General features: G+C 55.9%; 15 protein-coding genes and 1 pseudogene. 9 read left to right on the top strand and 7 right to left on the bottom strand.

Translation table 11 applies throughout. The features are described from left to right. Window positions 1-351 (top strand): annotated as a pseudogene (locus IQ241_RS23830) (hypothetical protein); the annotation flags it as partial. A gap of 57 nt (window positions 352-408) precedes the next feature. Here the strand turns inward: IQ241_RS23830 and IQ241_RS23825 are convergent. Then, on the bottom strand, window positions 409-660 hold the full coding sequence (locus tag IQ241_RS23825) for a hypothetical protein (protein WP_193912072.1): 252 nt from the start codon (window positions 658-660) through the stop codon (window positions 409-411). A gap of 150 nt (window positions 661-810) precedes the next feature. Between IQ241_RS23825 and IQ241_RS23820 the strand changes: the two genes are divergently transcribed. The 5 genes from IQ241_RS23820 (at window position 811) to IQ241_RS23800 (ending at window position 5086) form a co-directional block, all read left to right on the top strand. After that, entirely contained in the window at window positions 811-1548 is a 738-nt protein-coding gene (locus IQ241_RS23820; protein WP_193912070.1) for a succinate dehydrogenase/fumarate reductase iron-sulfur subunit, read from the top strand. A gap of 39 nt (window positions 1549-1587) precedes the next feature. Next, window positions 1588-2676, top strand: coding sequence for a threonine aldolase family protein (locus IQ241_RS23815; protein ID WP_193912068.1), 1089 nt, complete (start codon window positions 1588-1590; stop codon window positions 2674-2676). Window positions 2677-2734: 58 nt separating this feature from the next. After that, the gene (locus IQ241_RS23810; protein WP_193912066.1) at window positions 2735-3814 is read left to right on the top strand and encodes a DUF362 domain-containing protein; all 1080 of its coding nucleotides are present in this window, start codon (window positions 2735-2737) and stop codon (window positions 3812-3814) included. A 145-nt stretch (window positions 3815-3959) separates the two neighbouring features. Next, window positions 3960-4421 (top strand): hypothetical protein, encoded by a 462-nt coding sequence (locus IQ241_RS23805; protein WP_193912064.1) that lies wholly within the window; start codon window positions 3960-3962, stop codon window positions 4419-4421. Continuing rightward, window positions 4418-5086 (top strand): hypothetical protein, encoded by a 669-nt coding sequence (locus IQ241_RS23800; RefSeq protein WP_193912061.1) that lies wholly within the window; start codon window positions 4418-4420, stop codon window positions 5084-5086. Before IQ241_RS23805 ends, IQ241_RS23800 begins: the two co-directional genes overlap by 4 nt. Before the next feature lie 70 nt (window positions 5087-5156). Here the strand turns inward: IQ241_RS23800 and IQ241_RS23795 are convergent, their stop codons facing one another. Then, a complete protein-coding gene (locus IQ241_RS23795) occupies window positions 5157-6182 on the bottom strand; it encodes an aromatic ring-hydroxylating dioxygenase subunit alpha (RefSeq protein WP_193912059.1) in 1026 nt (341 codons plus the stop codon). Between the two features lie 255 nt (window positions 6183-6437). On the opposite strand from IQ241_RS23795, the gene IQ241_RS23790 reads away from it, so the two are divergent. Next, window positions 6438-7442 (top strand): RNA polymerase sigma factor, RpoD/SigA family, encoded by a 1005-nt coding sequence (locus IQ241_RS23790; protein WP_193912057.1) that lies wholly within the window; start codon window positions 6438-6440, stop codon window positions 7440-7442. 194 nt (window positions 7443-7636) lie between these two features. Beyond that, on the top strand, window positions 7637-9124 hold the full coding sequence (locus IQ241_RS23785) for a sodium:solute symporter family protein (RefSeq protein ID WP_193912055.1): 1488 nt from the start codon (window positions 7637-7639) through the stop codon (window positions 9122-9124). A gap of 75 nt (window positions 9125-9199) precedes the next feature. Here the strand turns inward: IQ241_RS23785 and IQ241_RS23780 are convergent, their stop codons facing one another. Beyond that, window positions 9200-9367: a hypothetical protein gene (locus tag IQ241_RS23780; protein WP_193912053.1), complete on the bottom strand. Its 168-nt coding sequence runs from the start codon at window positions 9365-9367 to the stop codon at window positions 9200-9202. Window positions 9368-9512: 145 nt separating this feature from the next. Between IQ241_RS23780 and IQ241_RS23775 the strand changes: the two genes are divergently transcribed. Then, the gene (locus IQ241_RS23775; protein ID WP_193912051.1) at window positions 9513-10004 is read left to right on the top strand and encodes a GNAT family N-acetyltransferase; all 492 of its coding nucleotides are present in this window, start codon (window positions 9513-9515) and stop codon (window positions 10002-10004) included. Between the two features lie 24 nt (window positions 10005-10028). Here IQ241_RS23775 and IQ241_RS23770 read toward each other — a convergent pair whose 3' ends face one another. The 4 genes from IQ241_RS23770 to IQ241_RS23755 all read right to left on the bottom strand — a co-directional run. After that, complete coding sequence (locus IQ241_RS23770) at window positions 10029-10940, bottom strand: glycosyltransferase family 2 protein (protein ID WP_193912049.1); 912 nt, start codon at window positions 10938-10940, stop codon at window positions 10029-10031. Between the two features lie 231 nt (window positions 10941-11171). Further along, complete coding sequence (locus IQ241_RS23765; protein WP_193912047.1) at window positions 11172-11534, bottom strand: cupin domain-containing protein; 363 nt, start codon at window positions 11532-11534, stop codon at window positions 11172-11174. A gap of 13 nt (window positions 11535-11547) precedes the next feature. Then, window positions 11548-11853: a hypothetical protein gene (locus IQ241_RS23760; RefSeq protein WP_193912045.1), complete on the bottom strand. Its 306-nt coding sequence runs from the start codon at window positions 11851-11853 to the stop codon at window positions 11548-11550. Window positions 11854-11984: 131 nt separating this feature from the next. Next, on the bottom strand, window positions 11985-12392 hold a 408-nt coding region (locus tag IQ241_RS23755; protein WP_322743776.1), incomplete at its 5' end, for an ExbD/TolR family protein.

Here is a 12392-nt window from a genome sequence, read left to right as displayed (position 1 = left end):
CCCCCACGCCCGTCAGCTAACTCAGAGCGACTGCGGGTGCCGCCTTCCCCAATTCCCATGGGCAGCGGTGGCGGACTTTATAATTTCTCGCCCCCCAGCCGCAGCGGCGGACCTCCTGTGCCGCCGACTCGGGCAGCGACCCTAGGGCTGCACTATAAGGTGTTTGTCGAAGCGCGAGGGGAGGCAGCTCAGGCCCGGGTGCGGCAGGTCATTCCTGATGCCTTTCGAGCTCGGTTTGACGGCGAGGAGCTGATGCAGGTGGGAGCATTTCCCAATGAGGAGGAAGCGATCGCGCGATCGCAGCTGCTGCTCGACAATGGCTTCGAGGTGCGGGTGGAATACGTTCCTTAAAGAAGATCAGGCCTTAAAGAAGATCAGGCCTTAAAGAAGATCAGGCCCTGCCAGGCATCAGGTATCTAGCCAGTGCTTGCGCTTGCGCAACCACCAGCTACTCAGGCCCAAGGCCAGCAGGCCGGAAATAATAGCGGCTTCTGGATAAACCGGGCCGGGGGTGCTTTCCTGAACGGCAGCGGTCGCCGTAAATTCTTTCATCGTTGGGGGGGTCTGGGCCGCTGCGTGGAGGGCTGTCACTGAGGGAGCGGCGAAGCTAAGCCCAATTCCCAAGGTAAACGCCGAAATCAACTTAACAAAGTGCGTCATTGACTTTTACGCCCTGCCAATCCTACTAAGATTTTTTAAGCTATTTAAGTCTACTAGCAAACTCTGAGCTTGGTAAGGGGGCAGTCAAGATTCATCCCAGCGAGCTAGGCTGGAATGAATCTCAGTCTGCGGTTTGCCAGATCCCTCTCTATGAACATTCATCTCAAAATCTGGCGGCAGCTGGGACCTGACCAGCCGGGCCGATTTGTCTCCTATCCCCTGAGCGACGTTCAGCCCGACCTGTCTTTTTTAGAGGTGCTCGATCAGCTCAATCAGCAGCTGATTCATCAGCGTGAGCTGCCGGTAGAATTTGACCACGATTGCCGCGAGGGCATCTGTGGCGCCTGTGGCCTAATGCTAAACGGGCAGGCCCACGGGCCGCAGCAGCAGACGTCGGTCTGTCAGCTCTATATGCGTCATTTTCAGGACGGCGAGACGATCTGGGTGGAGCCCTGGCGGGCCCAAGCCTTTCCGCTTGTGAAAGATTTAGTGGTAGACCGCTCTGCTTTTGATCGGATTATCTCAGCGGGCGGCTACGTTTCAGTCAAGGCCGGGGCCGCCCCCGAGGCCAATGCCCTGCCGGTAGCTCAGGCTCAGGCCGATCTGGCCTTTGACTATGCCGCCTGTATCGGCTGCGGAGCCTGCGTCGCCGCCTGTCCCAACGCATCAGCTTCGCTCTTCACAGCGGCCAAAGTTGCCCATCTGGCGGTGCTGCCCCAGGGACAGCCCGAGCGTGCCAGCCGGGTGGCCAAGATGACGGAGCAGATGGCGGCTGAGGGCTTTGGCGACTGCTCTAATCATGGCGAATGCGAAGCGGTCTGCCCTAAGGGAATTTCGATTAGCGCGATCGCGAAAATGCGACGAGAATATCTCCAGACGCTGTTCTAACCCCGCTTCGAATCTCTCTAGAATCTCCCCAGAATATCCATGTCAGAGCAATTTGCCAGCGATAACTATGCGGGAATTTGTCCCGAAGTGATGGCCTCCCTCACTCAGGCGAATGCGGGCTTCGCCGCCGCCTACGGAGAAGACGACTGGACGGCGCGGGCCTCAGACCGCTTTCGGCAGATCTTTGAGACTGACTGCGAGGTATTCTTTGTCTTTAACGGCACCGCGGCGAATGCTCTGGCGATGGCGGCGCTGTGCCAGTCCTACCACAGCATCATCTGCCATGAGGTGGGTCATGTGGCAACCGACGAATGCGGCGCGCCCGAGTTTTTCTCCAACGGCTCGAAGCTGCTGACCGCCCGCGGCGAGCAGGGCAAGCTGACCGCCGCCGCCATAGAGGCGCTGATTACCAAGCGCAGTGATATTCACTATCCCAAGCCCAAGGTCGTGAGCCTGACCCAGGCCACCGAGGTCGGGACGCTCTATTCCCTGGCAGAGCTCCAGGCGATTCGCACAGTTGCCGACCGCCATCAGCTGAAGATTCATATGGACGGGGCCCGGTTTGCCAATGCGATCGCGGCTTTAGCGGTCAGCCCCGCCGACCTGACCTGGCGCAGCGGCGTCGATGTGCTCTGCTTCGGCGGCACCAAAAACGGCATGGCACTCGGCGAAGCCATCCTATTTTTTGACCGCTCCCTGGCTGAGGATTTTGCCTATCGCTGTAAGCAGGCCGGTCAGCTGGCTTCTAAAATGCGCTACATTTCAGCTCAGCTGCTGGGCCTAATCGAAACTGACGCCTGGCTCCACAATGCCCGCCATGCCAATCGCTGCGCTGCCTATCTGGCAGAAAAGATGACCCAGTTTCCCAACTTGCCGATCATGTTTCCCCGTCAGGCAAATGCCGTGTTTGTCAAAATGCCGCCGCCGATGATTCAGCAGCTCCACGACCGAGGATGGCATTTCTATACCTTCATCGGCGCTGACGGGGCGCGGCTGATGTGCTCGTGGAATACCACCTTTGAGCGGATTGACGAGTTTGTGGCCGATGTTAAAGACGTCGTCGCCCAGACCGGTTTGGCCCAAGCCAGTCGGGATAGTGATACCGCCGCAAGTTATGCCACGCTCTGACACTAAAATAAACCCATTCCTCGACTCCCAACCGTCTTCAGAAATCACCCAGATAGCCATGTCCGACCTCCCCTCTCAGCATCCTTCCCGCCGCAAGCTACTGCAACGCCTGGGCCTGATGGGTGGCGCAGCGGCCCTAGCACCGGCCTTAAGGACTTTGATAGGGCGATCCGCTCCAGCTGTCCCCACCTCGTCGCCCGTACTGACGCAGCCCGCTGCCCTAGCGGCGACAGGCGTCAGTCCCCATCGGGTGGCTTTGATCAGCACGACAGACCGCGCAGCGGGGGTGCGCCGGGCCATAGCGCTGCTCCAGCCCGATAGCTTCAGCGGCAAGCGGGTGTTTATCAAGCCGAACTACAATACGGGCGATCCGGCTCCTGCGGCCACCGACCCAGCGGTTCTAGAGGCGCTAGTCCAGGAAATTCAAGGGGCGGGAGCCAGCCAGATTACGGTCGGCGATCGCTCCGGCATGGCCGATACGCGCAGTGCGATAGAGCGGATGCAGGTGTTTGCCCTGGCCGATCGCTATGGCTTCACGCCGATGGTGTTCGACGAGCTGGGTCGCGAGGACTGGCAGTACTTTCCGGCGGCGGGAACGAACTGGTCGCGGGGGTTTGCGATCGCGCAGCCCGTCCTGGCAGCAGACGCGATCGTCAACGCCTGCTGCCTGAAAACCCACCGCTTCGGCGGCCATTTCACCCTGTCGCTGAAAAACACCATTGGCATGGTCGCCCGCCGGGTGCCGGGTGACGGGCACGACTACATGCGGGAGCTGCACCGTTCCCAAAATCAGCGGCTGATGATCGCCGAAGTCAACAAAGCCTACCGCCCGGCGCTGAACGTGATTGATGGCGTTGACGCCTTTGTGAACGGTGGCCCTGACCAGGGTCAGCGGGGCCGGGCGGGCGTTATGCTGGCCAGCACCGACCGGATTGCGATTGATGCCGTCGGTATCGCCCTGCTGCGAATGCTGGGCACCACCCGCGAGGTCTCCAACGGCTCTATTTGGAGCCAGACCCAGATTCGCCGCGCCGCTGATTTGGGTCTAGGAGCGGTTAGCGCCGAACGGGTAGAGCTAATCACCGCCGATAGCGCCAGCGCCCAGATAGCCGAGCAGGTGAGACCTTTCCTGACCTAGCTGTTTAACAAAGGTTAACTCGGGCATCACCATCAATGCCTAACCTGACGGTGCCCATCACCCACCACAGACAGGCCGAAATGCCCTAAAGACTAGCCGCATCAGTCGAATGCATAGATATATTAGGTCATGCTAAAATGCGAGCATGAAAACAGCGCATCCAGATATCATTGTTGTCGGTCCTGATGGGGAATATTTGATTGTCGTTGAGGTCAAGCTTGGCGATAGTGATAGCCGTCAAAACGTTATTGATCTGAAGCAGCTTATGGCATCTACTGGCTGTTCAGTTGGGCTGTCTATATCTGGCGAGCGTGTTTTGCTTCTCCGCGACTCATTAGAGAAATCCTATGGTGAGTCAATTGATGTAGTTGGTGAAGCAAGACTTCCAGAATCTTTGCTACCACCTGCAGACGAACGGTGGAGAGGAGTTAAAGGACTTGAGTTTGAATCGCGAGTTCAAAAATGGCTTGAGAAACTAAAACTGACTGCCAACCTAGAAAGCTTTCCAGGTGATTTAAGAGAGCTTTTTGGAGAGCCAATTATGAGCCTTCTTCGACTTGGCGAAATTAGGGCTGCTGGACCCAGGTGGAGTAGGGTTGCTAGTTGAAGCCTAAGTCAGTTTTAGTCGAAACTAACTGGGTCGTAGATGTTGTTGCTCCAGCGCATTTGCAAAGCCCACAGGCTATTCAGCTGCTTCATCGGGCTGACGCTGGTGAGCTTATGCTGTTCGTTCCCGCAATATGCTTAGTGGAAGCTCGCGAAACGATACCTCGGCGGTTCACCCCACGATCTCGTTCGGAAGACTTACGTAAGTTTGTTCGATGGGCAAGAGAGGAAGGTCGAGTCAGCCCTGAGGATGCAAAAACGGCATTTCGAGTTTTTGACCAGTTTGATGGGTTAGTCGCCAATGAGCTGATAAAGGTTTCAGCGCGATTGGACGCTTTGGCAAAACACCCAGGGCTAAACGTTTTTTCACTCTCAGAGCCAATGCTAGAGCGCCAAGTAACTATTGGTGCGATGAATCTTTCTCTAAAACCCTATGACTTGGCAATTCTGTCGGCTGTGTTGGTTAAGTCTGAAGAATTACATCAAGAGGGACATGCCTGGGTTGGTTTTTGTGAATTAGATTCTGATCTTCAACCCTGGGACAAATTCGGTGCCCGGAAGCCTATTCTTAGCAATCTGTATCAGGAATCCCGGATATGGGTATATGGAGATTTTCTAATAGAAGAAATAGAAAAACTTCCCGATGGATGGACTCCTCTAGCCTAACAGCTTTTACTCAACTATCACCTCATAGACCAACCTGCCTGCTGTATGACACCCTGATCCTTCCGTGGGTTCATGAGGCGGCCCGACACTGCTCGGTTTCGCCTGCGGCTTTGAGCAGGGCCGAAAGCTGCTTGCGCATGAGGATGCCAGGCTGGTCCGAAGGCATGTGCTGCTCAGCGCTGAGGGCCAGCGGCGTATCGTAGTCGGTTGATTCTAGAATGGCTTTATCTTCCAGGGTGACCTGGCGGTCGAAGGCGATGATGTCGGCGGCGGGGGCATCGGCTTCGGTGTCGTTGCGGACGCAGAACTGGATAATTTGGGAGGCGTGATCGCTAATTGGCGTCGCTGCCGTAAAAATCAGATGCATCAGGCCATTGGGGTAGGTAATCTTGAGCGTTCGGCAGAAGGGCATGTACCAAATTTGCTCATTGGTCCGCAGCGTGGTTGCTGTCGCGATGCCTAAGTTTTTTTGCTGCTGAGGCGGGTTAGCGACGGGGACCTGAGTTTTCATGACTAGCCCCTGTTCGACTGGCGTAATTTCGAGGGAGGCAGGGATGGGCTGTTGTTTGTCGCCAAAGCTATCGGCGTGGACAAAGCTAAAGTGGGCATTATCGAAAGCGTTTTCCATCATCCGCAAGCCGCCGCAATGCCAGGTTTCATCAAACTGCGGGATGAGGCGATGGCTGGGATCTTCGGCTTCGAGAATGGGCGGAATTGGCTGGCGGGGCTGATCCGAGAGGCAAACCCAGACATAGCCATAGCGCTCGGCACAGCGAAAAGCCGGAACGCGATAGCTCGCCGGAATTTTAGCCTCCGGCTCGAACTGGGGAACGTTAACGCAGGCGCCATTGCGGTCAAAAGACCAGCCGTGGTAGGGACAGCGGATGCAGCCGTCGTGGGTAACGCCCTGGGAAAGCTGAGCAGAGCGGTGGCAGCAGCGGTCTGCGATCGCGCTCGGGCGACCTGCTGAATCCAACCAGATAGCAAGCTTCTGACCGAGCAATTGGAAGGAGCGGGGCCGATCGGGGAGAAGCTGGGAGCAAGGCATGACCGGATACCAGAAGTCCCTGAGGACGGGCTGTTGGGTGACTAGCATAGGAGAGTTCACACCGCTAAATAGGTCAAATAAATAGGCAAATCTACTGCTTATGGGGGATGCGACGACTCGGGGAAAGCGTCATGATAAGAATTAGACACTATGCTTGTAAACCGCTTTCGGATTGATCGTTTAGCTGCGGCCATTCGGTGCTGTTTAGATGATTGATTAATTTTCTCTGACGGGTGAAAGCTTTACGCTGCCCCCATCGGACGGCGGGTTTGCAGGCAAGCTGACCACTGATATCCGGACTTTATGCAATCTCCATCAACCGATCTTGTACGCACTTATCTTAAAGAAATTGGCCGTGTGCCGCTGCTGACTCATGAGGAAGAGGTGACCTATTCTCAAGCCGTTCAGCATTGGCTGAAGCTGGAAGAAGTTAAGTCAGAAGCTATAGAGCGCTTGGGTGACGATGGTTTAGAGGGCGCTGACGCCGCTGCAAATGCCGAGACTATCCGCAAGTCTTTCTCTCAGCAAGATTGGGCTCAGGCGGCTGAAATCAGCGTAGAGGAGTTGGAAAGCGCGATCGCGGCTGGGGAGCAGGCCAAGCAAAAAATGGTGACGGCCAATCTGCGTTTAGTCGTCTCGATTGCGAAGAAATACCTGAAGCGCAATCTAGACTTTCTGGACCTGATTCAAGAGGGCACCATTGGTCTGCACCGCGCCGTTGAGAAATTTGACCCGACTAAGGGCTACCGGTTCTCGACCTATGCCTACTGGTGGATTCGGCAGGCGATTACCCGCGCGATCGCGGTTCAAAGCCGTTCCGTTCGTCTTCCCATCCATGTCCACGAGCGTATCAACAAGCTGAGAAAGACCCAGCGCCAGCTGATGCAGAAATTGGGTCGTAAGGCGACCATTCCCGAGCTGGCTGAAGAGCTAGACACCAGCATTGAAAAAGTCAAGGGCAGTATTGCCCACGCCCGGCGAACGCTTTCGCTAAATCTGCTGGTCGGCGAAGACCAGACCACCGAGCTGGGAGAGATGCTAGAGGACGACGGCCCTTCGCCCGAAGACTACGCGGTGAAGCATTCTCTGAAGCAGGATTTAGGCAAGCTAATGTCTGATTTGACAGACCGCCAACGCTGCGTCGTGTCGCTGCGCTACGGCTTGGAAGACGGCAATCGGCTGACCCTCGGCAAAATTGGCGAACGGCTTGACATCAGCCGTGAGCGCGTTCGGCAGATTGAGCGGCAGGCCATGCGCCATCTGCGCAAGCATCGCTCGGTCGTGAAAGAATATCTGCAGTCAGTCTAGACCGAGCTTTCCAAAAACATTGAAAGAGGGGCATAGCGTCATCTGTGTCCCTCTTTTTTTTACGTATTCAATCGCGTTGAAATGTGCGATCGGATACGGTTTCGCCCGCCGCTCTATTTCTAAGATGCAGTAGAACTGGCGTTCAATACTCTCTCGCCAGAACGATTTAACAGGCTTGGGAGCAGCGTTACAACATGTCAGATTCGGTCTTATTTTGGGGAATTTTAATTTTTCTCATTGCCACCCTGGGCATTGGCATATGGGCGTCCAAGCAAATTAAGGGCGACAGCGTCAACTATCTGGTCGCCGGTCGCGGTCTGATGCTGCCCCTAGCCGCTGCCACGCTGATGGCCCAGTCGGTAGATTCCAATGCCACCCTGGGCAACACCGACCTGGCCGCTGAATTCGGCTTTTGGGCCGGGGCCTCGCTGCCGCTTGGGCTTGCCCTCTGCCTGCTAATGACGGCTCTCTTCTTTGCCAAGCCGCTCAACCGGATGAAGCTGATCACGCTGCCCGACTTCTACCGGGTCAAATATGGCCGCACGACGGAATGGGTTTCTGCCCTCATCATGGTTTTAAGCTTTTCATTTTTGCTGGCAGGTAACCTAGTCGCGGGGGGCTATCTGTTTGAGACCTTCATGGGCACAAATTACACGATGGGCGTGATCCTGATTGCCGTAGTTGTCTTTGTCTATACGGTGTCGGGCGGGCTGTTTGCCGTGGCCTATACCGACGCAATTCAGGTTGCGATCGCGCTGGTTGGCTCACTCGCTTTGATTGGTTTCATCGCGGCTAATTTTGGGCTAGAAATTCCGGCGGGGCTGGGGCCAGCCGATCTGGGTCAGCTGACGAATCCGGCAGAGGGGGCGCTGATCAACTGGGCAACGCTGCTGGCGCTGGGCCTGGGCGACATCGTGGCGATTGACTTTATGGCCCGAGTCTTTGCTGCCGATAGCCCAGAAACCGCTCAGCGAGCCTGCTTCATTGGTTCTATCGGAACCGTGATTATTGGCGTTCCTTTCACGCTGGTCGCCCTCTCAGCCGGGCGAATTTTTGAGGAAACCGGCGTCACTCCCGATGGCCCGGTGCTCTATGCGCTGCTGCAAGATGTGGCTCCAACGCTCTTGGGTCTGCTAGTAATTGTCGCCATTCTCTCAGCATCGCTTTCAACTGGAGATGGCGCTATCCTCGGCACCTCCTCAGTGATTGCCCACAATGTCATCGGCATTCGCCATACGGATCACAATGCGGCGGGCGACCGGCTGCTGATGATTACCCGGCTGATGGCGGTGGTGATTACGCTGCTGGGCATTTTCTTTGCCCTGCGCGTACCTGAGACCGGCACGCTGCTGGTGCTGGCGTTTGACATTGGCTTTGCCGGGCTGCTGGTGCCCTTGGCGGGCGGCCTATTTTGGCCCAAGGCGACCCGAGAGGGGGCGCTAGCCTGCATCATTTTGGGCTCGCTGACCCGACTCGTATTCTTTGCCCTAGTGCCGACGACCTACGGCGTAGAAAATACGCTTCTCTATATTCCCAACGACATTTTTACGCCCGACTTTGACGGTCTGCCCACCCTGATTAGCCCGCTGGTGGGCCTGGCCGCGTTTGTGATTATCTCCAACCTGACCTATACGCCCGCTCGACATCGAGAGCTACAGGCAAACCGGCTGCAGCGGCTGTAGTTCAGTTTGGGCCTGCGGACAGAGGCGAATCGGATCGACCTGGCGCAGGTAGTCCTGGACCGCTTCTGAAGTCATCTAACCGATTTGAATCGCGGATGGCGGTAAGCCCATTGCCTGCTGTGCCACAATTGCGGCATTTCCTAGCCCGCAGGCCATTCCCCAGGAGCCGGTGCCCGCAATCAGAAAGCCCGTTACAGTAAAAGAGGAGCATAGGCCTCCAGAAACGGGGTCTAGGTTTGCCATTTACCGATTCTCTTCGAGCGCTCCATCGGCGTCGCTACTTTATTTAAACTCTGCGGTGCATCCGCCAGCGGTCTTTGCCCTGCTAGATGTCTTACTGAAAACTCGGCTCTAGGCCAATATGATTGAATTCTTTCTGGCAAATCCCATGATTCAGCTAAGAGCGGCCACAGAGCAGGATATCCCTAGTCTGCTAGAAATCTATAACGATGCCATTCTCAACACCACGGCGGTATACAGCTATGACCCCGTCACGCTCGCGGAGCGTCTCGCTTGGTTTAGAGCAAAACAACAGAAAAAGCTTCCCGTTTTAGTCGCCGAACAATCTACAGGCATAGTTGGATTCAGCACCTACGGCCCATTTCGGGCCTGGGACGCTTACCAATACACGGTCGAAAATTCTGTTTATGTTCATCCTGACTGTCGCGGCCAGGGCATCGGCAAGCAGCTCCTTTCTGCCCTAATTGAACAGGCCAAGATAGCAAAAATTCACGCTATGGTTGCGGGCATTGACGCTACCAACGCGGCGAGCATAGGCCTGCACAGCCAATTTGATTTTGTTCAGGTTGCCCACTTCAGAGAGATAGGCTATAAATTTGACCGCTGGCTCGACCTAGTCTTTATGGAGCGGCTATTGTAAAGGCTGAATCCACACAGAAACGCCTTAACGCACGGTCAGCGTGGGTCGATGCTTTTTACGCTTTTCTGAGCTGGTAGGAGAGACGAGCAGAGAATTATTGTCGACAGGGCTGGGAGCCGTAGGAGGAGACTGCTGAAGTTCCCAAACCTTGAGCATAATCAGATATTCGTAAAACGCCTGGAGGACGCACCAAGTAAAACCTGCGCGCCCGTCCAAGCAGCCGCCTAAAAAGAAATACATATAAACAAATCGGACCAGCGGTCGGCAGGGTAGCCGCAGGGAGAGGTCCTTCAGCGCGCGTCGTCGTTCAACCTCGGACTTACCAGAAAACAGGGCTCGCCAGTTGACCCGACCTTCTGAAAGCTGTCGTAGCGTTTCAGTTGCTTCGTCGGTCGAGTAGCGGTTGTGCTTCTCAATCCAGCGGCTAAAGCCTTTACCACAGGTGTAGTGGGGATAGGTCTCTTGCAAAAAACCCTGGGTACCCTCGCAAACCTCCCGTTCCGTATGGCCGTAGTCGCTAAACCAGACCTGCTGCTTATCGAATAGCCGCAGCTGGTAGCGCGGATACTGGGTGCTGTGGCGAATCCAGCGGTTCATAAACATTACCTGCTCGGCCACGTAGTAGCCCGTATGTTCGCCCGACTTCGCCGCCGCGACGCATTCTTGAAAGAGGGCTGGCGTCATCAGCTCGTCGGCTTCCAGAATGTAGACCCAGGGATGTTTGGTAGGAATATTTTGCAGCATCCAGGTGCGCTGCTTGCCGTGACTTTCAAAGGCGTGCTGTACAACCCGCACCGGATAGCGGCTGGCAATGTCTACGGTGTGATCGCGGCTAAACGAATCGACAACCACGACGTCGTCTGACAGCAGGGCCGACTCGACGCAGGTCGCAATGTCCAGCTCTTCATTATAAGTCAGGATAAAAATCGAGAACATAGGGTCCCTAAAAGGTCAATCGCCAGTCCAGATTGGCATTACAGTGGGGTAAAAGCGCGGTGGAAGGGTTCATGCCTTTGTCTCGCCCTTTACAGTTTTACGATTCCGAGGGTGAGTTAGATTTCAAATTTCGATGAAATTATAGTCTTCACTATAAAGCTCAGGAAACGCCTGGCGCTTACGAAACCCTACGGAACTGGCCTGGTCAACACTGTTTCTGCTTCGGCAAAACTACTGATACACCGTTTCGTCCTCGGCCTGCCAGGCCGGGTCTACTAGACAGATAAACACCAGCGGCTGCTTGCCATCGTTGCGGATAAACTGCCGGGCCTGGGGCGGAATGTAAACGGCATCGCCAGGTTCTACTCGCTGAACCTCTTCGTCAATGTGCATTTCTCCCTGGCCGCTGAGGATGTAGTAGACCTCCGACGTAGTCAGAGCATGGGGTACTGAGGTTTGACCGGCGGGGACGACCGCATGGGCTAGGCTGTAGCGCAGCGCCAGCGGCTGCTTATCGGGATGCAGCAGCTCCCGCAGCCGAGTGCCATCGCCTGCCACAAACTCAGGGCAGTCCATCAGCTTACGAACTAGCATAGAGAGCCTTCAGCTACTGGAGGGCCGAGCGCGAAGGTTCATAATCGGCGCAGCCAATAGCCTCTTCTGAAAGCGCTGATAGCGGATGGACTGGGCATTTGAGATGGTAGTCGCGGGTAAAAAAGGTGCAGTTGGCGCAGGGTACCCGGTGCATTTTTTGCGCCCGACCCACGCCATCCCGCACGGCGCTGATTAGATTCCAAAGCACCAGAACGACGATGGACCAGGCCAACACAAAGCAAATCGACGTCAGAAACGGACGGAGCCAAATGACAAACTTGGCCATGAATACAAATGCGAGCTGAAGGGCCTGGTCCATAGGTAAGCGGTTGTTTTGCGAATCGGCTGCATAGAAGATCCTAAAACAAAAAAAACGTTAGGGCAGCGCGTTACAAAACTGTAACAAGGTGATATGAACCGTAATGATTAAGCTTGCCTAAGCCAAAGGCTTTAGGGCTGAGTCGAGATGCCGAGCCGCAGCCCTTCTACCGTGCGCAGCTGGTCCATCACGGTCACAACCTGGCCATGGGAGGTCTGCTGATCGGCGCGAATGGTCACCAGCGCCGGCTGACCGGGAGCCAGCAGCGCTTTCACTTCGGCCGGTAGCTTGTCTAGGTCAACCGACTTTTCATTGAGATAGAGGTCTCCAGCGGCGGTCAGGGTCAGAGTCAGGTCAACCTGCTCCTGCCGGGCCGACGTGGCCGCCTGGGGCAGATCGACCGGCAGCCCCTGGGCGCGGGTTAGGAACAGCGACGACAGGATGAAAAAGGCCAGGATCGCAAACATCACATCGATCATGGGCAGGATGTTGATGCTGAGGCGGGGGTCTTCGGTTTCGTCGGGGAGGCGCATGGAGGG

Source organism: Vasconcelosia minhoensis LEGE 07310 (assembly GCF_015207255.1).
GTDB classification, from domain to species: domain Bacteria; phylum Cyanobacteriota; class Cyanobacteriia; order Phormidesmidales; family Phormidesmidaceae; genus Vasconcelosia; species Vasconcelosia minhoensis.
Note: the sequence above shows the minus strand (reverse complement) of the source record. Positions and strands in the feature narration are given on the sequence as shown.